We start from the raw sequence: 20,117 nt of genomic DNA on the forward strand, positions 1-20,117 counted from the left end.
GGCGAAAGAGGTGTGAACAGGGGGTCCAGGTGCGCATCATCTTGACATGAACCTGCGGCCCGAGAGGCGGGCCGCATCCTCATGGAGGTGTTGGGATGCACCGCAGACTCGCCACCGGACTCACCGCCGCCGCACTGGCGGTGACCACCGTCGTCGCCACCGCCGCGACCGCCGACGCCGCTCCCTCCGACAAGGGACAGGTGCTCGCGAGCTGGACGCAGACCAGCGGGTCCAGCTACAACGCCTGGACCGCCGCCCGGGCGGACAAGTCCGCCTGGTCCGCCTACGGGTTCGACTGGACCACCGACTACTGCTCCTCCTCGCCGGACAACCCGTTCGGCTTCCCCTTCAGCACCTCCTGCGCACGGCACGACTTCGGCTACCGCAACTACAAGGACGCCGGCACCTTCGACGCCAACAAGTCCCGCCTGGACAGTGCCTTCTACGAGGACCTCAAGCGGGTCTGCGCCCGCTACGGCGGTGCCACCAAGACCGCCTGCAACAGCACCGCGTGGACGTACTACCAGGCCGTGAAGGTGTTCGGCTGACGAACCCGGGCCGGCGCCGCCGCCGCCAACGCGGCCGCCGCACTGGCGATGCCCAGGACGGCGCCCGCGGCGACGTCACCGGGATAGTGCACGCCGGTGTGGACCCGGGAGTAGCCGACGGCGCTCGCCAGCGCGCCGAGCGGCACGGCGGCCTCGGGCAGGACCACGCCGACGGCCGTGGCGAACGCCACCGCGGCGGCCGTGTGCCCCGACGGGAACGACGCCGACCGGGGCATGGGCACATACCGGTCCACCGTCACCCGTGCCGCCTCCCGGTCCGGCCGCGCCCGGTGCACCAGGCGCTTGCCCAGCAGGTTCGTCGAGGCCGACGCCACGGCGACCGCCCCCACACCGACGAGGGCCGCCCGCCGCGCCCGCGCCCCGCCCAGCGCGAGCGCGGCGGCGATCCCCAGCGAGACCTTCGAATGGTCGGCGGCATGGGACAGGCGCCGCAGCGCCCGGTCGAGCGTGGGCGTGGACGTGGCGGCCACCGCCGCGTAGAGCGCGCCGTCCACGGCACGCAGGTCCCCGAGCACGGCAGCGACGGCCCGCCGGTGCGCGGGGGCCGGCGCTGGCCCGAGCGGGCCACGGGTGTCGCCGTCGGCGTTGGTCGGTTCGGTCATGGGCTCCTGCTCCGCGGGGAGAGGGGACCCGAACCATCCTGGTCGCGCCCGGGCGCGACGGCGCGTGGGCGGGGCCCGTCCGGGGGGCGGCGGGAGTGAGGCGGCCGAGGTCCGGGGGGTGCGGCCCGGCATGACCGGGACCACACGGCGACGGGCCGCCGGCCGGCCCTCGAGGGGTCGGCCGGCGGCCCGGCGGCGCGGCGGTGGATCAGCCGGCGGCCTTGAAGCCCCGCAGCCGAAGGGAGTTGCCGACGACGAAGACGGAGGAGAAGGCCATGGCCGCCCCGGCGATCATCGGGTTCAGGAGTCCGGCCGCGGCGAGCGGCAGGGCGGCGACGTTGTAGGCGAAGGCCCAGAACAGGTTCGACTTGATGGTGCCCAGCGTCCTGCGGGCCAGCCGGATGGCGTCGGCGGCGGCCCGCAGGTCCCCGCGGACCAGGGTGAGGTCGCCCGCCTCGATGGCGGCGTCGGTGCCGGTCCCCATGGCGAGCCCCAGGTCGGCCTGGGCGAGCGCGGCGGCGTCGTTGACCCCGTCGCCGACCATCGCCACCGAACGGCCCTCGCCCTGGAGGCGCTTGACGACGGCGACCTTGTCCTGCGGCAGTACCTCGGCGACGACGTGCTCGGCGTCGATGCCGACCTCGCGGGCGACGGAGGCGGCCACCGCCTTGTTGTCGCCGGTCAGCAGCACCGGCGTCAGGCCCAGGCCGCGCAGCCGGGTGATCGCCTCGGCGCTGGTCTCCTTCACCGCGTCGGCGACCTCCAGGACGGCGCGGGCCTCGCCGTCCCAGGCGACGGTGATCGCGGTGCGGCCGGCCTGCTCGGCCGCGGTCTTCGCGCGGGCCAGGCCGGCGGGCAGCTCCATGGCCCACTCGGCGAGCAGCTTCTCGCGGCCGACCAGGACCGCACGGCCCTCGACGACGCCCTGGACGCCGAGCCCCGGGACGTTGGCGAAGTCCTCGGGGACGGGCAGGGTGCCGGTCCGTTCGGCGGCGCCCGTGGCGACCGCCCGGGCGATCGGGTGCTCCGAGGCGTGCTCCAACGCCCCGGCCAGCCGGAGCACTTCGGTCTCCTCGGTGCCCTCGGCGGTGTGCACGGCGAGCAGCGTCATGCGGCCGGTGGTGACGGTGCCGGTCTTGTCGAGGACGACGGTGTCGACCTTGCGGGTGGACTCCAGGACCTCGGGGCCCTTGATGAGGATGCCGAGCTGGGCGCCGCGCCCGGTGCCGACCATCAGCGCGGTCGGGGTCGCGAGGCCTAGGGCACAGGGGCAGGCGATGATCAGGACGGCGACCGCGGCGGTGAACGCGGCGGCCGGTCCCGAGCCGTTGCCGAGCCAGAAGCCCAGGGTGGCCAGCGCGAGGACGATGACGACGGGGACGAAGACGGCGGAGATGCGGTCGGCGAGGCGCTGGGCGGCGGCCTTGCCGTTCTGCGCGTCCTCGACCAGCTTCGCCATCCGCGCCAGCTGGGTGTCCGCGCCGACCCGGGTCGCCTCGACCACCAGCCGGCCGCCCGCGTTCAGGGTCGCTCCGGTGACCCCGTCGCCCACACCGACCTCGACCGGCACGGACTCGCCGGTGAGCATCGACGCGTCGACGGCCGAGGTGCCCTCGACCACCGTGCCGTCGGTGGCGATCTTCTCGCCGGGGCGCACCAGGAAGCGGTCCCCGGTCTTCAGCTCGCCGACGGGGACGAGCTCCTCGATGCCGCCCCGCAGGACGGTGACGTCCTTCGCGCCCAGTTCCAGCAGCGCCTTCAGCGCGGCACCCGCCTTGCGCTTGGAGCGTGCCTCGAAGTAGCGCCCGGCGAGGATGAAGGCGGTCACCCCGGCGGCGGCCTCCAGGTAGATGTTCCCCGAGCCGTCACCGCGGGCGATGGTCAGCTCGAAGGGATGGGTCATGCCGGGCGTGCCCGCGGTGCCGAGGAACAGCGCCCACAGCGACCACAGGAACGCCGCCGACGTGCCGACGGAGATCAGGGTGTCCATGGTGGCCGCGCCGTGGCGGGCGTTGGTGAAGGCGGCCTTGTGGAAGGGCCAGGCGGCGTACGTCACCACGGGCGCCGCCAGGGTCAGCGACAGCCACTGCCAGTACTCGAACTGAAGCGCCGGCACCATCGCCATCGCGATGACGGGGACCGCCAGCACCACGGCCGTGACCAGCCGCTGCCGCAGCGGTCGCAGGGCGTCGGCGGGCTCGGCCCCCTCGCTGCCGCCCGTGGGCCCGGGGCGGACCGGCTCGGGTTCGCGGGCCGTGTACCCGGTGGCCTCGACCGTGGCGATCAGCTCCGGGACGGAGACGTCGGCGGCATGGCTGACCTTGGCCTTCTCCGTGGCGTAGTTGACGGTGGCGGTGACCCCCTCCATCCGGTTGAGCTTCTTCTCGATCCGGGCGGCGCACGAAGCACAGGTCATGCCGCCGATGGCGAGTTCCACCTCGGCTGGTGCGCTGGTCGTACTGGTGGTCATGGCTGCTCCTGGTGCGGGGCCGCCGGCCGGGACCCGGCGTGCGGGCCCCGGCGGTGCGGCGGTGCGGAGGTTCGACGGGGGAGGGAGCGCGGGCCGGTCAGCGGCGGCCGGTCAGCTCGTAGCCGGCCTCGTCGACGACCTCGGCGATCGCGGCGTCGTCCGGCTCGGCGGCGGAGGTGACGGTGACGTGGCCGGTGTCGAGCGCGACGTCGACGCCGGTGACACCCTCCAGTTCGCCGATCACCCGGGTGAGTGTCGCGCTGCAGTGGCCGCAGCTCATGCTGGCGACGGCGTAGGTGGTGGTGACGGGGGCGGTGACGTTCGAGGTCATTGCTTCCTCCGGAGTGGCGTCGGAATTCATACGGGGCGGGGGTATCCGGCCCGGCGGCTCCATGTATACCCCCAAGGGGTATCTGACGCAAGCCGTCGCGTCGCTTGACTAGGTACCCCCCAGGGGTATTGTGAAGTGCATGGAGAGGCCTCCGCGTGAGCTGGAGACGCCACATTCGAGGAGAGGATCGCCATGCACACCGGACTGAGGATCACCGCGTTCGCCGCCGCGCTGGCCGCCACCTTCGGCACCGCCTACGGCGTGGGCAGGGGAGTGGACCCGGTCGTCGCGGAGAGCGAACCCGCGCCGCACGACGAGCACGGTGGGCCGACGGCGGCGCAGCACGGGGACAAGAGCCACGAGGGGCAGGAGAGGACCCCGCCCGGCGGTCTGCAGATCTCCGAGGGCGGATACACCCTCGACCTCGCCACCCCGCGCGTCACCGCGGGCCGGAGCACCGAACTGCGCTTCACCGTCCGGGACGCGAACGGCGACGCCGTCACCGCGTACCAGCGCGAGCACGACAAGGAACTCCACCTCGTCCTGGCCTCACGCGACCTGGTCACCTACCGCCACCTGCACCCCACCCGTGCCGCCGACGGCACCTGGAGCACCCCCGTCGACCTGCCCGCGGCGGGCGGCTACCGCGTCTTCGCCGACTTCACCCCGGCGGGAAAGGGCGCGGAGAACCTCACCCTCGGCGCCGACCTGGCCGCCTCCGGCCGCTACGAGCCCGCACGCCTCCCGGCCCCGGACGACACCGCCCGGACCGACGGCTACGAGGTCGAACTCGCCGGTGCCCTGCGTCCCGGCAGGGCGAGCGAGCTGAGGCTGAAGGTGTCCCGCGACGGCGAACCCGTGGGCGACCTCCAGCCCTACCTGGGCGCCTACGGCCATCTGGTCGCCCTGCGCTCCGGCGACCTCGCGTACCTGCACGTCCACCCGAACGGCGAACCCGGTGACGGCACGACCGCGCCCGGCCCGGAGGTCTCCTTCACGGCCACCGCGCCCAGCGGCGGCACCTACCGTCTCTTCCTGGACTTCCGGCACCAGGGCGAGGTCCACACCGCGGCGTTCACCGTGCGCGCCGGATCGACGCCGGGCGCGCAGGAGCCCGCCCCGGCCGCCACGCCGGAGCACACCGACGGCCACGGACACTGAACGCCGGCGCCGCCGTCAGGGGATTTCCTCAGGCCGTGACGACCCGGACCCCCGCCTCCTCGAACCCCCGCACCAGCTCCGGGTCGGCCGCGCCGTCCGTGACCAGCGTGTCCACCGACCCGGTCGCGCAGATCCGGGCGAACGCCCGCCGGCCCAGCTTGCTGGAGTCGGCGGCCACGACCACCCGCTCGGCGCGGTCGCACAGCAGCCGGTTGATCGCGGCCTCCGCCTCGTCGTGGGCCGCGGCACCGTGCGCGACGTCGAAGGCGACGACGCCCAGCACCGCCACGTCGAGGGTCACCTGGCCCAGCACCCCGTCCGCGAGCGGCCCGATCAGCTCGTAGGACTGGGCGCGGGCCACCCCGCCGGTCACCACGATCTTGAACTGCGGCCGGACGGCCAGTTCGTTGGCGATGTTGAGCGCGTTGGTGACCACGGTCAGCGCGGGGGTGCCGGAGGCCAGGTCGGCGCGCACGGCCAGGGCGCGCGCCACCTCCGTCGTGGTCGTACCCCCGGTCAGCCCCACCGCCTCGCCGGGCGCCACCAGGGCGGCGACCGCCTGTGCGACGCGCTGCTTCTCCGAGGCGCGGCGGGCGGTCTTGTAGCGCAGCGGCAGCTCGTACGACACCCCGTGCACCACCGCGCCGCCGCGCGTGCGCACGAGCATCTGCTGCTCGGCGAGCCGGTCGAAGTCCCGGCGGATCGTCGCGGCCGAGACCTCCAGCTCGGTCGCCGCCTCCTCGACGTCCAGCCGGCCGCGCTCGACGAGCAGCTCCAGCAGCGCCTTCCAGCGGGCGTCGCGCGACATCCGCGCCTCCGTTCCTCGATCCCCGCCGACCCTAGCGCACCGTACTGTTCCCTCGGATTGCTTGATTGTGCTCGAAAGCTCGCTATATCTTGCAGGAACAATCAACCGTGTTCGGGGAGTGTGCGACATGACGTATGTCGAGGACGAGCTCAACAGCCAGCCCGAGTGCTGGACGCGCGCCGCCGGGGACGCGGCACGCCACACCGCGGCACTGCCCGCGGCCGGGGAGCGGGTGGCGATCGTCGGATGCGGCACCTCGTACTTCATGGCGCAGTCGGCGGCGGCCCTGCGTGAGGACGCGGGCCTCGGCGAGACGGACGCGTTCGCGGCGTCCGAGTTCCCCCGGGGGCGGACGTACGACCGGGTCGTGGCCCTCACCCGCTCCGGCACCACCACCGAAGTACTGGAGCTGCTCACGGAGCTGAAGGGCCGTACGCGCACCGTCGCCCTCACCGCCGACCCGGAGACGCCGGTGATGACCGCCGCCGACGACGTGGTCGTCCTCGACTACGCCGACGAACGGTCCGTCGTGCAGACGAGGTTCGCGACCACCGCGCTCACGCTGCTCCGCGCCCACCTCGGCCTGCACACCGACGCCGTCGTCGCCGACGCCCGCGCCGCGCTCGCCGCCGACCTGCCCGAAGGGCTCGTGGAGCGCACCCAGTTCACCTTCCTCGGCCGGGGCTGGACCGTCGGACTGGCCAACGAGGCGGGCCTGAAGATGCGCGAGGCCTCCCTGTCCTGGACCGAGGCCTACCCGGCGATGGAGTACCGGCACGGCCCCATCAGCATCAGCACGACGGGCACGGCGACCTGGATGTTCGGCGAGGCGCCCGAAGGGCTGGCCGAGCAGGTCCGGGAGACCGGTGCCATGTGGGTGCCCGCAGCGCTGGACCCGCTGGCCGAACTGGTCCGCGCCCAGCGGCTCGCCGTCGCCGTCGCCACCGCCCGCGGTCTCGACCCGGACCGGCCGCGTCACCTGACCCGCTCGGTCATCCTCGCCCCCTGACGCCCACGCCCGACGCCCGGGAAGGAACCAGACCGTGCCCCTCGCCACCACCGGCGACCTGGTCGGCCGCGCCGCGGCCGGCCGCTCCGCCGTCGCCGCCTTCAACGTCATCACCCTGGAGCACATCGAGGCCGTCGTCGCCGGCGCCGAGTCCGTGGGAATGCCCGTGGTCCTCCAGGTCAGCGAGAACGCCGTGAAGTACCGCTACGGCCGCCTGCTGCCCCTGGCCCGCGCGGCCGTCTCCGCCGCCGAGGGCGCCGCCGTGCCCGTCGCCCTGCACCTCGACCACGTCCAGAGCGACGGCCTGCTGCGCCAGGCCGCGGACGCCGGGTTCAGCTCCGTGATGTACGACGCCGCGCGGCTGCCGTACGCGGAGAACCTCGCGGCGACCCGGGCCGCCGCCGACTGGGCGCATGCCCAGGGGCTGTGGATCGAGGCCGAGTTGGGAGAGGTCGGCGGCAAGAACGGCGCCCCGCCGCTCGACGCCCACGCGCCCGGCGCCCGCACCGACCCCGCCGAGGCACACGCCTACGTCGCCGACTCCGGCGTGGACGCCCTCGCCGTCGCCGTCGGCAGCTCCCACGCCATGACGACGCGCACCGCGGCCCTCGACCACGACCTGCTCAAGGAACTGTCCGGCGCCCTGGACGTGCCGCTCGTGCTGCACGGCTCCTCCGGGGTGCCGGACGGCGAACTCACCGCGGCCGTCGCGGGCGGCATCGCCAAGGTCAACGTCGGCACCGCGCTCAACATCGCCATGACCGGCGCGATCAGGGAGCATCTCGCCGCACGCCCCGACGCGGTCGACTCGCGCGGCTACCTCACCGCCGGGAGGGAGGCCATGGCCCGGACGGTGGCGACGCTCATCCAGGTGGTCGCCCGGACCGCCCCCGCCTTTCCTCCGGCTACTCCTTGACCGCCTTCAGCACCACGAACTTCCGGTCACCCGCCACCAGCCGGCTGTTGCCGAACAGGCGCCGCAGCTTGACGTGATAGCCCAGGTGCCGGTTGCCGACCACCCACAGTTCGCCGCCGGGGCGCAGCACCCGCCGCGCCCCAGTGAACATCCGCCACGCCGTTGCGTCGGTCGTCGCCTGGTGGGAGTGGAAGGGCGGGTTGTTGAGCACCAGGCCGACACTGCCGTCCGGCACCCCGGCCAGCCCGTCGCCCACCCGGAACTCCGCCCGGCCCGCGACCTCGTTCGCCCGGTACGTCGCCTCCGCCGAGGCCACCGCCTGGAACGACTCGTCGGTGAACAGCACCTCCGCGTCCGGATCGGCCAGCGCCACCGCCGTGCCGACCACACCGTTGCCGCAGCCGAGGTCCACCACCCGCCCGAAGCCCCTGGTGTCCGGCAGGTGCCGCAGGAAGAAACGGGTGCCGATGTCGAGGCGGTCGGCGCAGAAGACCCCGGCGTGGTTGACGACGGGCCGGCCGGAGAGAAGCGGTCCGACGTCGTCGGGGAGCCGGTAGCCGAGCGGCCACGGGTTGGGAGGCCGCTTCAGCGCGGGATCGGGCTCCGCGAAGATCAGCCGCGCCTTCTTCACGGCCAGGGACGTCCGGGTCGGCCCGACGATCCGCTCGAACAGCCGGAGCGTCGAGGTGTGGATCTCCTTCACCATCCCGGTGCCGACCACGACCGTGCCCCCGTGCAGCGCGGGGGCCAGCCGCAGCAACTGGTCCTCCAGCAGCGCCAGGCTCTTCGGCACCCGCACCAGCAGCACGTCCACCCGGTCCGGCGGCGGGTCCTGCGAGGTGAGCAGGCGCACCGAGCCCGGCTCGACACCGGCGCGCGCCAGGTTGGCCCGGGTCGCCTCCCGCGCGAGGTGGGAGTCGGTGATCTGTACCGGCCGGTGCGCGGCCAGCGCCGTCACCAGCGCTCCCCAGCGGTCACCGACGACCACGACCGTGCCGTCGAGCGGGACCTCCCGCTCCGCGAGGTGCCCCAGCAGGTACTCGTCGGAGGCGTCCCAGGCGCGGAGCCGGTCACGCGGGTCCTCGGGATGGCGGGACAGCAGGTGCTCGCCCCAGGGCGTGGTCATGCGGTCGCCGCGGCCGTTCGTACTGTCGCTGCGGTCGTTCGTGCTGCGGTCGTTCATCGTGCGTCCAGGCTAGCCGAGCGCCGGCTCGGCGCTGGTCGCGCCCGGTGGGGCCCCTCCCGGAGGCAGGACGGAGGACATGGACGCCGAGCTGTTCCCCAGGACCCGCGCCGAGACCGCGCCCGGCGCCGCCCGAGTGGGGACTCGCCGGGCGGCTGAACATCACGCTCCGGGTCAGCGGCCTCCAGGCCCGCGCCACGGACGGATCATGGGAGACTCCCCCTCATGAGCGGCAAGGCGGACCCCCGGGCGGCGGGGGAAGGGACCACCTCGAGGACGCGGCTGGACCGGGGGCGCGGTGCGCTCGGACCCGCGTTGGAGCTCGTGCACACCGGACGCGCCCCCACCCGGGCCGTCCTCACCGCGGAACTCGGCGTGACCCGGGCCACGGCCGGCGCGGTCGCCGCCGAACTGGAGGCGCTCGGCCTGATCCGCGTGGACGCCAGGCCCGGGGCCGCCGCCGGTTCCCAGGGCCGCCCCTCGCACCGACTCGCGGTCGCCGAGGACGGTCCCGTCGCCCTCGCCGCCCAGATCCACGCCGACGGCTTCCGCGCGGCGCTGGTCGGTCTCGGCGGCCGGATCGTCGCCACCGCGCCCGGCTGCGAGGTCGTCGACGCCGATCCGGCGAAGGTGCTGGGTTCCGTCGTCGAGGCGGGCGCGGAGCTGCTGCGGCAGACCGGGCGGCGCTGCGTCGGTGCCGGGCTGGCCGTGCCGTCCGCCGTCGCGGAACCGGCGGGCCTCGCCCTGAACCCGCTGCACCTGGCCTGGCCGGCCGGCGCGCCCGTGCGGGAGATCTTCGCGCAGCAGGTGCGCGCCGCGGGCATCGGGGGGCCCGCCTTCGCCGCCAACGACGTCAACCTCGCCGCCCTCGCCGAGCACCGCCACGGCGCCGGACGCGGTGCCCGCGACCTGCTGTGCGTCGCCACCGGCCACCGCGGCGTCGGCGGCGCCCTCGTCCTCGACGGGCGCCTGCACACCGGCAGTTCCGGGCTCGCCCTGGAGGTCGGCCACCTCGCCGTCAACCCCGAGGGCCGCCCCTGCCACTGCGGCAGCCGCGGCTGCCTGGACGTGGAGACCGACCCGCTGGCCTTCCTCACGGCTGCCCGGCGCGAACCGGGGCCCGAGGTGTCCCTGCTCCAGCAGTCCTACGACCTGATCCGCGAGCACTACGCCGACCCGGCCGTCCGCACCGCCACCGAGACCCTCATCGACCGCCTCGGCCTGGGCCTCGCCGGACTGGTGAACATCCTCAACCCGGACCGCATCATCCTCGGCGGGCTCCACCGGGCGCTCCTCGACGCGGACCCGGAGCGGCTGCGCGCGGTCGTCGCCGGGCGCAGCCTGTGGGGGCAGAGCGGCGGGGTGCCGATCCTGCCCTGCGGACTCGACCACAACAGCCTGGTCGGCGCGGCCGAGTTGGCCTGGCAGCCGGTCCTGGACGACCCGCTGGGCGTCCCGGCGTAGCCGGCCGGACGGGCCCGCACCTCAGGGCGCGGGCCGGTCGCCGCCGCTCGGGGCGTGGCTGAGGTCGACGACGCAGAAGATGTTGCCGTCCGGGTCGGCCAGGACGACGAAGTCGGGGTCGGGCGGGTACAGCTCCCACTCGACGTCCCGTGCGCCGAGGCCGATCAGGCGTCGCACCTCCGCCCGCTGCTCCTCGGCCGAGTCCGTGAACAGGTCGAGGTGGAGACGGGGCCGGGGCTCGGGCGGCGAGTCGCTGCGCAGCAGGCCGAGGGCGCGCCCCGAGCCGTCCGCGTACTCGAGCGTCCGCCACGTCTCGCTCTGCCACTCGTCCGCGGCCACCAGGGGCAGCGCCTCCGTCCAGAACGCGACCGCGCGGGCGAGGTCCGTGACACCGATGACGGGGATTCCGAGTCTCAGCATGATCCCGACCCTACGTACTGCGCCAGCCCGTTGCCCAGCGACCAGTCCGCGGAGGCGTTCTCGGTCAGCGTGACGAAGACGTTGCGGGGGTCCGTGCCCGCGTACTCCTCGGCGAGCCGGGCGATCCGGCCGTACAGTGCCTCCTTCTGCCCGGTCGTCCGGCCCGCCCGCAGCGTGATCGCCACGAACACGATGCCCTCGTCCCGGTGCACGCCGAGGTAGTCGTCGTAGCGCAGGGTGCCTGCTGCGGCGTCGTGGGCGGTCAGGACCTGGAAGCGGTCGTCGGACGGGATGCCGAGGGTCTCGACCAGGGCGTCGTGGACGGCCCGGCCGAGCGCGTCGAGCCGGCCGGCGCCGGTGCCGCCACCGTGCGCGTCGATGCGGACGAAGGGCATGAAGGGGTCTCCCGTCGAGTGGTGGCCGGTGTGCGGAGTGGACGCCTCGGAAGGCGGCCGGTGTGCGGACTGGACGCGTCGGAGGTGGCCGGTGTCCGGGGCGGACGCCTTGAGCGGTGGCCGGTGTGCGGGGCGGACGTCAGCGCCAGTCGACGGCGAACGCCCGCGCGGGGTTCTCGGTGAGGACGCGCCGCACCAGCTCCTCGCCCACGGCGGCCGTCAGCCGGGGCACCACACGGCGCAGCAGGTACGGCATCCCCGGGCCGCCGTCGACCGAGCGGGCGGCCGCGGTCGTCGTGTCGCCGCCGAGCAGCAGCCGATCGCCGAACCCCGCCTCGGCCAGGTCCCGCACGGCGTCCGGCATCCGCCAGTCCGTGGCATGGTGCGCCCGCGACGGCCCGTCGAACGCCAGCCAGCACCCCGACGCGGCGGCCTGCCGGTGGGCCACGGGGTCGGGGGAGCGGTTGAGGTGACCGAGGATCACCCGTTCCGCCGGCCCCCCGACTCGCCGCACAGCAGGTCCAGCACGTCCAGGGCACCCGTACCCAGCTCCAGGTGCACGGCGATCGGCGCTCCCGTCGCGTGGTGCGCCTCGGCCGCCGCCGACATGGTCCACCGCGCGTGCGCGTCGAGCGCGTGGAAACCGCCCGCCACCTTGATCAGTCCCGCGCGCACGCCCGACGTCCCGATGCCCCGGGTCAGTTCGGCGACGAAGACGTCGGCGGCACGGCCCCGCAGCGCGGCGAGCGTGTCCTCGTCGTAGTGGACGTCTTGATGCAGCCCCGTCGCGGCCACCACGTGGACGCCGGTCTCCCGGGACAGGGCCGGCAGGTCGGCGGCCCGCCGCCCCAGCCCGTACGGCGTCCACTGGACCACCGCGCCGCCGCCCCGCTCCCGGAACGCGGCCAGCTCCGCCCGGGCCGCCGCCGCGTCGCGCAACTCCTCGCCGGGCAGCCGGGGACTGGCGAAGAACAGGTGGTCGTGGGCGTCGCACACGCCCAGCTCCGCGCCGCCGACGTCCCCGAGGACCGTGCGGACGGCGTTCACCACTGACGTCCCCTCGTCAGCAGACCCCGCCCCGGCTCCGACAGGTGCAGTACCTGGAAGACCTCGCCCTCCACCCCGTCCGGAGCCTCGCCCGCGTGCAGCGAGAACTGCACCAGCTCCCAGCACGCGGTGTCCACGACCGCCGCCGCGAGCAGCGCCCCGTCCACGGCCGCCGACCGTCCGGTCTCCCGCACCGCGTCCGCCGCCACCTCCGACAGCGGTACGCCGTCCGGCACCGGCCGCCGCCGCACGACCGCCACCCGCGCGGGAGATCCTGCGGCGTCGCCCTCCTCGTACGCCAGGCCCGTCCACTGCCGGACCGCGGGTCGGCCGAAGTCGTCGGTGGGCCGCTGGAAGGCGCCGTCCCAGAGGAAGGAGTTCATGCCCTCGACGGTGTGCCACAGGTAGAACGGCGCGTACTGGTTGACCGACGAGCCGCCCTTCCCGCGCTCCCGGACCAGGTACGCCTTGAGTCCGAGCCCGGGCCAGTCGTCCAGCAGATGCCCGGTGCGGGCCACCCGCTCCCTGATGACGTCCATCGGGTAGTCGGCGGGCAGGGTGAAGGTGTACTGCATGGCATGCATCGGATGCCCCCTCAGTTCTTGTGGGTCGCGAGCAGCGAGAGCAGTCCCCGGACGCCCGCGTCGAAGGCGGCGGGGGAGCCGGACGCGCGGGCCAGGACGTAACCTCCCTGCACGGTCGCGACGACCGCCGCCGCGATCTCCTCGCCGTCCAGCCCGGGCGCGAACTCGCCCTGTTCCCGGCCCTCCTCGACCAGCTGGGCGATCTGCTCCCGCAGCCAGTCGAGGGTCTCGTCCACGGGGGCGCGCAGGGTGTCGTCCGCGATCACGTCCGGGTCCATCGTCAGACGACCGACCGGGCACCCGCGCAGCACGTCGCGCTCGCGCCGCAGATACGCCTCGATGCGCTCGTACGGCGTCCCCGGACCGTCCAGCACGGCACCGGCCGCGGCCCGCATCTCCCGCGCCGTGCGCCGGATCGCGGCGAGCGCGAGATCGGGCTTGCCCTTGAAGTGGTGGTACATGCTGCCCTGTCCGGCCTCGGCCCGCTCGAGAATGGCCTTGGGGCTGGTGCCCACGTACCCCCGCTCCCACAACAACTCGCGGGTCGACTCGATCAGGCGTTCCGAGGTGCTCATGAGAGCACTGTACATACTAGTAGTTACAGAAGTCGAGCGGCGCCCGGGGACCGGGGAAGCAGACGCGGACCTCCGAAGTACTCCCCAGGGGGTACGCACACTGCCGCTGGCCGTACGACGCCCCGGACCCCCTCCCGGAGCCAGGCTCGGAAGCGACACAAGGGACATCGCGACCGAGGAGTTGGACGACATGGAGACCCTGGCACAGTTCGGAGACGGCGGGCCCGGCCCGTGGATCCTGCTCTTCCCGGTGATCTGGGCACTGGTCATCGGCGGCGTCATCACCCTGCTGCGCCGCACGGTGTGGCGCGGGCGCCGCGGTCCCGGGCGGCCGCGCGCCGTCGAGGAGAACTCGCCCATCACGGTGCTCGGCCACCGCTTCGCCTCCGGCGAGATCGACGAGGACGAGTACTGGCGCCGGATGTCCGTGCTGGACGAGCAGTTCGGCCGGACCGGCAAGGGCGGTGCGGCATGACCGCGACGACCGTCACCCGGGCCGCCGCCCGGGTCGTGGACGCCGTGAAGGTGTACGGCGGTGGCGACACCGCCGTACGCGCCCTCGACGGCGTCAGCGTCGGCTTCCCGGCCGGCCGCTTCACCGCCATCATGGGCCCCTCCGGCTCCGGCAAGTCCACCCTGATGCACTGCGCCGCCGGGCTCGACACCCTCACCTCGGGCGCCGCGCACATCGGCGACACCGACCTCGGCACCCTCGACGACCGCCGGCTCACCCTGCTGCGCCGCGACCGCGTCGGCTTCGTCTTCCAGGCCTTCAACCTGGTGCCGACGCTGACCGTCGCCGAGAACATCACCCTCCCCCTCGACCTCGCCGGACGGCGGGGCGACACCGAATGGGTCGACGCGCTGATCGACGTCGTAGGACTGCGCGACCGCCTCCACCACCGCCCCGCCGAACTGTCCGGCGGACAGCAGCAACGCGTCGCCGTGGCCCGCGCCTTCGCGGGACGGCCGGACGTGGTCTTCGCCGACGAGCCCACCGGCAACCTCGACTCCCGCTCCGGCGGCGAGGTGCTCGGCCTGCTCGGCAGCACCGTCCGGCAGACCGGCCGCACGGTCGTCATGGTCACCCACGACCCCGTCGCCGCCGCCCACGCGGACGAGGTCGTCTTCCTCGCGGACGGACGCCTCGTCGACCGCATGGACGCGCCGAGTGCCGACAAGGTCCTGGACCGGATGAAAGCCTTCGAGGTGCCGTCGTGAACACCCCCGTCCCCGTCCGTCTGAGCGTCTCCTCGCTCAGGGCCCACAAGCGCCGCTTCGCCGGGACCTTCCTCGCCGTGGTCCTCGGCGTCGCCTTCCTGGCCGGCACCCTGGTCATGGGCGACACGCTCCGCGTGAGCTTCGACACCATGTTCGGCAACGCCGCCGGGGGCACCGACGCCGTGGTGCGCAGCGCGGACGCCATCACCACACCGGGCGAGAGCCAGGGTGTACGGCAGCCGGTCGGCACCGACCTGGTGCGGACCCTGGAGCGGGTGGACGGCGTCGCCGCCGTCGCCCCCAGCATCCAGGGCGCGGGTCAGCTCGTCGGCGCGAACGGCGACCCGATCGGTGGACAGGGCCCGCCCACCCTGGCCGGCAACTGGATCACCGACCCCGAGCTGAACCCGTACCGCCTGGCCGAGGGCCGCGCCCCGCAGGAGTCCGGCGAGGTCGTCGTCAACCGCGGCACCGCCGAGAAGGGCGGCCTGGCGATCGGCGACACCACCACCCTGCGCACCCCCGACCCCGTCGAGGTCACCATCGTCGGACTCTCGCCACCTTCGGCGGCGAGGACGGCATGGCCCAGGTGACCTACACCGGCATGACCCGGGCCGACGCCGAGAAGTACCTCACCGCGCGGCCGGGCGGGGCGGCGAGCATCCAGGTGCGGGCCGGTCCGGGCGTCGACCAGCGGGAACTCGTCGACCGGCTCACCCCCGTACTGCCCGACGGCGTCGAGGCCATCACGGGACAGGAGTCGGCGGCGGAGAACACCGACATGATCTCCAGCCAGTTCCTGACCCTGTTCACGACGTTCCTGCTCGTCTTCTCCGGCATCGCCCTGCTGGTCGCGACCTTCTCGATCCACAACACTTTCGCCGTCGTGGTCGCCCAGCGCACCCGCGAGAACGCCCTGCTGCGCGCCCTCGGCGCCTCCCGCCGCCAGGTCACCGCCGCCACCCTCGTCGAGGCGGCCGCCGTGGCGATCACCGCGTCCGCCGCCGGGCTCGCGGGCGGCATCGGCATAGCGGCCGGACTCCAGGCCCTCTTCCCGGCGATCGGCTTCCCGTTCCCCGAGGGCGACCTGGTGATCAGCGCCCTGTCGCTGCTGCTCCCGCTCGCCGTCGGCGTCGTGGTCTGCCTCGGCTCCGCCCTGCTGCCCGCGGCCCGGGCCGGCCGCACCGCACCCCTGGCCGCGCTGCGCGAGACGGCCGTCGACGCCTCCGGCGCCTCCCGGGCGCGGGCGGTCACCGGCACGGCACTGCTCGCGCTCGCCCTCGCGGTGACACTCGTCGGCGTCCTGCTCTCCCCGTCGGTGTGGCTGGCGGGACTGGGCGCCGTCCTCGCCCTGGTCTCCTTCGTGGTGCTCGGCCCGGTCGCCTCCGCCACCGCCGTACGCGTCCTGGGGGCCCCGCTGGACCGGCTGCGCGGCGTCACCGGCGTCCTCGCCCGGCGCAACGCCCTGCGCAGCCCCAAGCGCACGGCGGCCACCGCCGGGGCGCTGATGATCGGTGTGGCGGTCGTGTCGCTGTTCACGGTCTTCGGCGCCTCGCTCAAGGCGACCACGGACCAGACCGTCTCCCGGTCCTTCGCGGGCGACGTCGCCGTCAGCGCGCCGTCCTTCGGCGCCGGCGGCAGCGGCCTCAGCCCGCGGCTGGCGGGCGCGGTCCAGGAACTGCCCGAGGTGGACACCGCAGTAGGCCTGGGCAGGGGCGTCGCGGAAGTGGACGGCGAGGGGCGGGCGTTGACCGTCACCGACCCGGTCGCCCTGCACCGCACCTTCGACCTGGGTACCGTCCACGGCTCACTGGACGACCTCGGCACCGACGGCATCGCGGTCACCGGGAGCGAGGCGGACAAGCAGGGGCTGACCACCGGCGACACCACGCGCCTCACCTTCACCGACGGGCGCAGCGCGGACTTCACCGTCCGCGCGGTCTACGGGCAGTCAGAACTCGCCGGCGACTACGTCATCACCCGCGCCGCCTGGGCCCCGCACCGCACCCAGGACTCCGACACCCTGGTCGCCGTCGCCTTCGAGGACGGCGTGAGCGCGGAGGCGGGCAAGGCGGCGGTCGAGAAGGTCGCCGGCCAGTACGGCAACCCGCAGGTGCAGACCCGTGACGAGTACGCCGAGTCCTCGGCGGGCGGCATCGACATGATGCTGACCCTCGTCTACGCGCTGCTCGCCCTCGCGGTGCTCATCGCCCTGCTCGGCATCGCCAACACCCTGACCCTGGCGGTCCACGAGCGCACCCGCGAACTCGGGCTGCTGCGCGCCGTCGGGCAGACCCGGGCCCAGCTGCGGGCCATGGTCCGCTGGGAGTCCGTCCTGGTCGCCGCCTTCGGCACGGTCGGCGGGCTCGGCCTGGGAGCCTTCCTCGGCTGGGTCCTCGTGGCGGCCTCCGACGGCGCCTCGGACAGCGCCTTCGCCTTCGCCGTGCCGCCCGTGCGGCTCGCGGTGGTGGCCCTGGTCGGTCTCGCGGCCGGCGCCCTGGCGGGCCTGCGTCCGGCCCGGCGGGCATCCCGCCTGGACGTACTGCGCGCCGTCGCCACGGAGTGACCCGCGCCGGCCCGGCGATCCTCCGGCGGACCCGGCCGCCGGTGCGGCACCCGCCACGGCGAGTGCCGCACCGGCGCGCGGGGCCGGACGGCGGGTGCGAACACGCCGGGCGGCCGACGCGCCGTCAGGGCCGGTACCGGCCGAACCGGTTGCCGACCGCCGGGGACGCGCACCCGCGTTCCGGACGTCGCCGGAACCGGAACCGCAACGCACGGCCCGCGGCAGCGGACGGTCACCGCCCGGTCAGCCGACAACGGCCGACCGGGCGGGAGCGGGTTGGGGGCTGCCGAGGTCGACCGGGTGCTCGACCTCCGCGAAGGCGGCGGCCGGTACCTCCTCGACCAGACGGCGCGGCGGACGCGCCGCCACGGGTGGCGCAGTGGGCGGCGCCGGGGTGACGGCCGTCGGGAGGGTGAACCAGACGACCTTGCCCGATTCGCCCTCCGGCCGGGCGCCCCAGCTCTCGCTCATCGCGGCCACCATGGCCAGACCCCGCCCGCAGGTCGCGAGCGGCTCGGCGTCGTCCACGACGGGCAGTCGCGGATCGTGGTCGCGCACCGAGACCGTGAGCCGGTCCAGGAGCAGTTCCACCTCCACGGTGCACGTCTTGTCCGGCCGGGCATGCAGGTGGACGTTGGTCAGCAACTCCGTCACGCCGAGCACCGCCCGGTCGATCAGGAGATCCATATGCCAGTAGCGCAATTGCGCAGATACGATTCTGCGGACCTGGCCGATCCGCGACGGCAGGGCTTGCAGCTCCACCGTGCAATGTCTGCTTGGGTGACTGATCACGGCTGCGACTCCCCGACATAGAGGTCCGGAAGAACACGGAGTTCGGATCCAGCGAGGCGCACACGGCGCACGCCGCCCGCTGTCATGGCCGGCGGGCTGGTTCGCAGCGTTATCGCCGGTAAACCCAGAGTGACGTGAGACCAGCGTGACGCAAGGGGTTCGGCACCGCAAGTTACGGACATCTCTCAGACGCGTCGTCCGGCCGCCCTGCGCACCGCCTCGATGAACCGCCGGGCGGCGGGCGGACCCGGCTCGCCGGGGGCGGGGTCGCGCTCGCCGAGGGTCAGCAGGTACCGCTTGCCGTTGAGATCGGCCAGCGCGCGGTCCTCGGGGCCGAACCACGGGCGGGAGGCCCGCACCGCCTGCACCGGGGCGCTGTCTATCTCACTGCCGTAGCTGGTGAGCAGCTCGACCCGGCCACCGCTGATCCGGACCGTCCCGGCCCGGGTGAGTGACCGCAGCCGTTTGCCGATCCGCACCCCCGTGGCCCTGAACTCCGGCTCCGCCATGGCCGTCGCCCCCTCGTGCGCGTCGGTTGCCGGACCGTGCACCGACCGCGATGCTGCCGGTACCGGCTCGTGTCGTGCTCCAGTGTGCGCCCGCGACCGGAATCCGGTCCCGCCGCTGGCAGTCTGCCCGCACCGCGCCCCGAGCACCAGTACGCGCCGCCCTTTCCGGAGGCGACCGGAGCACTCGCGCGAATGCGCCCCCCACCGCGCCCCCACCGCTTCCCCGGCGTCCCCCCAGGGGGGACTTTGAGGCTCCCAAAGAGGTGTTTATGCAGGTGAGAAGGGTGTGCAAGGTGTTTATGATCGAGCTGTCGGCCGCGCTGTCCGCCGTCGGCGCGCAGCGTAAGGAGCCCCCGAAGTGAGCACTTCCCAGCAGACCGGCACCGGCGCCACCCTGGACGTCGACCACAGCGACGCCGCCTATCGCGCCTGGCTCAAAGAGGCCGTCCGCAAGGTCCAGGCCGACGCCAACCGCTCGGCCGACACCCATCTGCTCCTCTTTCCGCTCCCGGAGCGCTGGGGCATCGACCTGTATCTGAAGGACGAGTCGACCCACCCGACCGGCAGCCTCAAGCACCGCCTCGCCCGCTCCCTGTTCCTCTACGGTCTGTGCAACGGCTGGATCCGGCCGGACCGGCCGGTGATCGAGGCGTCCAGCGGCTCGACGGCGGTCTCCGAGGCGTACTTCGCCAAGCTGATCGGCGTGCCCTTCGTCGCCGTCATGCCCCGCACGACGAGCACCGAGAAGATCCGCCTGATCGAGTTCCACGGCGGACGGTGCCACTTCGTGGACGACTCCCGGCGGATGTACGAGGAATCCGCCCGCCTCGCGGCGGAGACCGGCGGCCACTACATGGACCAGTTCACCTACGCCGAGCGCGCCACCGACTGGCGCGGCAACAACAACATCGCCGAGTCGATCTTCCGCCAGCTGCGCCTGGAGCGGTACCCCGAGCCCTCCTGGATCGTCGCCACGGCCGGCACCGGCGGCACCTCCGCCACCCTCGCCCGCTACGTCCACTACATGCAGTACGACACCCGCGTCTGCGTGGCCGACCCGGACAACTCCTGCTTCTTCGAAGGCTGGACCACCGGCGACCCCGACGTGTCCTGCGACCGCGGCTCCCGGATCGAGGGCATCGGCCGGCCCCGGATGGAACCGAGCTTCGTGCCCGGCGCGATCGACCGCATGATGAAGGTGCCCGACGCGGCGAGCGTCGCGGCCGTGCGGGCCCTGGAGCAGGTCATCGGCCGCAAGGCGGGCGGCTCCACGGGCACCGGCCTGTGGAGCGCGCTGAAGATCGTCGCCGAGATGGTGGCCGAGGGGGAACGGGGCAGCGTCGTGACGCTGCTGTGCGACCCGGGGGACCGGTACCTCGACAAGTACTACTCGGACGCCTGGCTCGCCGGACAGGGCCTCGACATCGAGCCGTACACGGCGGCGATCGAGTCCCTGCTGCGCACGGGCACCTGGCCCCGCTGACCACGGCCGTGC

19 protein-coding genes and 2 pseudogenes are annotated in these 20,117 nt (G+C 74.1%); 9 read left to right on the forward strand and 12 right to left on the reverse strand.

The genetic code is table 11. The annotated features are described in order from the left end of the window. The first annotated feature begins 95 nt into the window (after nt 1–95). Nucleotides 96–548, forward strand: coding sequence for a phospholipase (locus OHA99_RS32780; protein ID WP_405698521.1), 453 nt, complete (start codon nt 96–98; stop codon nt 546–548). On the opposite strand, the gene OHA99_RS32785 is transcribed toward OHA99_RS32780, so the two are convergent. The 3 genes from OHA99_RS32785 to OHA99_RS32795 form a co-directional block, all read right to left on the reverse strand. Next, nucleotides 521–1,171: a phosphatase PAP2 family protein gene (locus tag OHA99_RS32785; protein ID WP_381502772.1), complete on the reverse strand. Its 651-nt coding sequence runs from the start codon at nt 1,169–1,171 to the stop codon at nt 521–523. The genes OHA99_RS32780 and OHA99_RS32785 overlap by 28 nt on opposite strands. 208 nt (nt 1,172–1,379) lie before the next feature. Then, nucleotides 1,380–3,641 carry a heavy metal translocating P-type ATPase gene (locus tag OHA99_RS32790; protein WP_405698522.1) on the reverse strand — a complete coding sequence of 754 codons (2,262 nt, stop codon included), beginning with the start codon at nt 3,639–3,641 and terminating at the stop codon, nt 1,380–1,382. A 97-nt stretch (nt 3,642–3,738) separates the two neighbouring features. Continuing rightward, a complete protein-coding gene (locus OHA99_RS32795) occupies nt 3,739–3,972 on the reverse strand; it encodes a heavy-metal-associated domain-containing protein (RefSeq protein WP_405698523.1) in 234 nt (77 codons plus the stop codon). Between the two features lie 192 nt (nt 3,973–4,164). Here OHA99_RS32795 and OHA99_RS32800 point away from each other — a divergent pair, with 192 nt between their 5' ends. Beyond that, complete coding sequence (locus tag OHA99_RS32800; RefSeq protein WP_405698524.1) at nt 4,165–5,133, forward strand: hypothetical protein; 969 nt, start codon at nt 4,165–4,167, stop codon at nt 5,131–5,133. 28 nt (nt 5,134–5,161) lie between these two features. Here OHA99_RS32800 and OHA99_RS32805 read toward each other — a convergent pair whose 3' ends face one another. After that, nucleotides 5,162–5,941, reverse strand: a complete 780-nt coding sequence (locus tag OHA99_RS32805; RefSeq protein WP_054101703.1) for a DeoR/GlpR family DNA-binding transcription regulator — start codon at nt 5,939–5,941, stop codon at nt 5,162–5,164. A gap of 127 nt (nt 5,942–6,068) precedes the next feature. Here OHA99_RS32805 and OHA99_RS32810 point away from each other — a divergent pair, with 127 nt between their 5' ends. Both OHA99_RS32810 and OHA99_RS32815 read left to right on the forward strand, forming a co-directional pair. Further along, a complete protein-coding gene (locus OHA99_RS32810) occupies nt 6,069–6,950 on the forward strand; it encodes an SIS domain-containing protein (RefSeq protein ID WP_153181067.1) in 882 nt (293 codons plus the stop codon). Nucleotides 6,951–6,984: 34 nt separating this feature from the next. Further along, entirely contained in the window at nt 6,985–7,866 is an 882-nt protein-coding gene (locus tag OHA99_RS32815; protein ID WP_153181068.1) for a class II fructose-bisphosphate aldolase, read from the forward strand. On the opposite strand, the gene OHA99_RS32820 is transcribed toward OHA99_RS32815, so the two are convergent. Then, nucleotides 7,856–9,049 carry a methyltransferase gene (locus tag OHA99_RS32820; protein WP_381502942.1) on the reverse strand — a complete coding sequence of 398 codons (1,194 nt, stop codon included), beginning with the start codon at nt 9,047–9,049 and terminating at the stop codon, nt 7,856–7,858. The genes OHA99_RS32815 and OHA99_RS32820 overlap by 11 nt on opposite strands. Before the next feature lie 225 nt (nt 9,050–9,274). On the opposite strand from OHA99_RS32820, the gene OHA99_RS32825 reads away from it, so the two are divergent. Continuing rightward, nucleotides 9,275–10,513, forward strand: coding sequence for an ROK family protein (locus OHA99_RS32825; protein WP_164385716.1), 1,239 nt, complete (start codon nt 9,275–9,277; stop codon nt 10,511–10,513). Between the two features lie 21 nt (nt 10,514–10,534). Here OHA99_RS32825 and OHA99_RS32830 read toward each other — a convergent pair whose 3' ends face one another. From OHA99_RS32830 to OHA99_RS32850, 5 genes and pseudogenes are all read right to left on the reverse strand, one after another. Next, nucleotides 10,535–10,933 carry a VOC family protein gene (locus OHA99_RS32830; protein ID WP_153181071.1) on the reverse strand — a complete coding sequence of 133 codons (399 nt, stop codon included), beginning with the start codon at nt 10,931–10,933 and terminating at the stop codon, nt 10,535–10,537. After that, nucleotides 10,927–11,328 carry a tautomerase family protein gene (locus OHA99_RS32835; protein ID WP_153181072.1) on the reverse strand — a complete coding sequence of 134 codons (402 nt, stop codon included), beginning with the start codon at nt 11,326–11,328 and terminating at the stop codon, nt 10,927–10,929. The genes OHA99_RS32830 and OHA99_RS32835 overlap by 7 nt, the downstream gene beginning before the upstream one ends. 139 nt (nt 11,329–11,467) lie before the next feature. Then, a pseudogene (locus OHA99_RS32840) lies at nt 11,468–12,375 on the reverse strand (phosphotriesterase). Continuing rightward, complete coding sequence (locus OHA99_RS32845) at nt 12,372–12,959, reverse strand: DUF4865 family protein (RefSeq protein WP_405698525.1); 588 nt, start codon at nt 12,957–12,959, stop codon at nt 12,372–12,374. Before OHA99_RS32845 ends, OHA99_RS32840 begins: the two are co-directional and overlap by 4 nt. Nucleotides 12,960–12,970: 11 nt before the next feature. After that, nucleotides 12,971–13,534 carry a TetR/AcrR family transcriptional regulator gene (locus OHA99_RS32850; RefSeq protein ID WP_228126249.1) on the reverse strand — a complete coding sequence of 188 codons (564 nt, stop codon included), beginning with the start codon at nt 13,532–13,534 and terminating at the stop codon, nt 12,971–12,973. 190 nt (nt 13,535–13,724) lie between these two features. On the opposite strand from OHA99_RS32850, the gene OHA99_RS32855 reads away from it, so the two are divergent. The 3 genes and pseudogenes from OHA99_RS32855 to OHA99_RS32865 all read left to right on the forward strand — a co-directional run bounded on the left by OHA99_RS32855 (nt 13,725) and on the right by OHA99_RS32865 (nt 17,321). Beyond that, nucleotides 13,725–14,009: an SHOCT domain-containing protein gene (locus tag OHA99_RS32855; RefSeq protein WP_165686739.1), complete on the forward strand. Its 285-nt coding sequence runs from the start codon at nt 13,725–13,727 to the stop codon at nt 14,007–14,009. Then, nucleotides 14,006–14,755, forward strand: a complete 750-nt coding sequence (locus OHA99_RS32860) for an ABC transporter ATP-binding protein (protein WP_153181077.1) — start codon at nt 14,006–14,008, stop codon at nt 14,753–14,755. Before OHA99_RS32855 ends, OHA99_RS32860 begins: the two co-directional genes overlap by 4 nt. Then, nucleotides 14,752–17,321, forward strand: a pseudogene (locus OHA99_RS32865) (ABC transporter permease). The gene OHA99_RS32860 and the pseudogene OHA99_RS32865 overlap by 4 nt, the downstream one beginning before the upstream one ends. 243 nt (nt 17,322–17,564) lie before the next feature. Here OHA99_RS32865 and OHA99_RS32870 read toward each other — a convergent pair. Together OHA99_RS32870 and OHA99_RS32875 are read right to left on the reverse strand one after the other, a co-directional pair. After that, entirely contained in the window at nt 17,565–18,113 is a 549-nt protein-coding gene (locus OHA99_RS32870) for an ATP-binding protein (RefSeq protein WP_194280186.1), read from the reverse strand. A gap of 185 nt (nt 18,114–18,298) precedes the next feature. Then, entirely contained in the window at nt 18,299–18,622 is a 324-nt protein-coding gene (locus OHA99_RS32875) for a hypothetical protein (RefSeq protein ID WP_007446867.1), read from the reverse strand. Between the two features lie 358 nt (nt 18,623–18,980). Between OHA99_RS32875 and OHA99_RS32880 the strand changes: the two genes are divergently transcribed. After that, nucleotides 18,981–20,105 carry a PLP-dependent cysteine synthase family protein gene (locus OHA99_RS32880; RefSeq protein WP_153181080.1) on the forward strand — a complete coding sequence of 375 codons (1,125 nt, stop codon included), beginning with the start codon at nt 18,981–18,983 and terminating at the stop codon, nt 20,103–20,105. The last annotated feature ends 12 nt before the right edge of the window (nt 20,106–20,117 follow it).

Source organism: Streptomyces coelicoflavus (assembly GCF_045041415.1).
Taxonomy (GTDB): Bacteria; Actinomycetota; Actinomycetes; order Streptomycetales; family Streptomycetaceae; genus Streptomyces; species Streptomyces coelicoflavus.

Bases quoted from the DNA above. Each gene is read 5' to 3' on its own strand.
- OHA99_RS32780 (WP_405698521.1), top strand. From the start codon at position 96: ATGCACCGCAGACTCGCCACCGGACTCACCGCCGCCGCACTGGCGGTG.
- OHA99_RS32785 (WP_381502772.1), bottom strand. From the start codon at position 1,171: ATGACCGAACCGACCAACGCCGACGGCGACACCCGTGGCCCGCTCGGG.
- OHA99_RS32790 (WP_405698522.1), bottom strand. From the start codon at position 3,641: ATGACCACCAGTACGACCAGCGCACCAGCCGAGGTGGAACTCGCCATC.
- OHA99_RS32795 (WP_405698523.1), bottom strand. From the start codon at position 3,972: ATGACCTCGAACGTCACCGCCCCCGTCACCACCACCTACGCCGTCGCC.
- OHA99_RS32800 (WP_405698524.1), top strand. From the start codon at position 4,165: ATGCACACCGGACTGAGGATCACCGCGTTCGCCGCCGCGCTGGCCGCC.
- OHA99_RS32805 (WP_054101703.1), bottom strand. From the start codon at position 5,941: ATGTCGCGCGACGCCCGCTGGAAGGCGCTGCTGGAGCTGCTCGTCGAG.
- OHA99_RS32810 (WP_153181067.1), top strand. From the start codon at position 6,069: ATGACGTATGTCGAGGACGAGCTCAACAGCCAGCCCGAGTGCTGGACG.
- OHA99_RS32820 (WP_381502942.1), bottom strand. From the start codon at position 9,049: ATGAACGACCGCAGCACGAACGACCGCAGCGACAGTACGAACGGCCGC.
- OHA99_RS32825 (WP_164385716.1), top strand. From the start codon at position 9,275: ATGAGCGGCAAGGCGGACCCCCGGGCGGCGGGGGAAGGGACCACCTCG.
- OHA99_RS32830 (WP_153181071.1), bottom strand. From the start codon at position 10,933: ATGCTGAGACTCGGAATCCCCGTCATCGGTGTCACGGACCTCGCCCGC.
- OHA99_RS32835 (WP_153181072.1), bottom strand. From the start codon at position 11,328: ATGCCCTTCGTCCGCATCGACGCGCACGGTGGCGGCACCGGCGCCGGC.
- OHA99_RS32845 (WP_405698525.1), bottom strand. From the start codon at position 12,959: ATGCATGCCATGCAGTACACCTTCACCCTGCCCGCCGACTACCCGATG.
- OHA99_RS32850 (WP_228126249.1), bottom strand. From the start codon at position 13,534: ATGAGCACCTCGGAACGCCTGATCGAGTCGACCCGCGAGTTGTTGTGG.
- OHA99_RS32855 (WP_165686739.1), top strand. From the start codon at position 13,725: ATGGAGACCCTGGCACAGTTCGGAGACGGCGGGCCCGGCCCGTGGATC.
- OHA99_RS32860 (WP_153181077.1), top strand. From the start codon at position 14,006: ATGACCGCGACGACCGTCACCCGGGCCGCCGCCCGGGTCGTGGACGCC.
- OHA99_RS32875 (WP_007446867.1), bottom strand. From the start codon at position 18,622: ATGGCGGAGCCGGAGTTCAGGGCCACGGGGGTGCGGATCGGCAAACGG.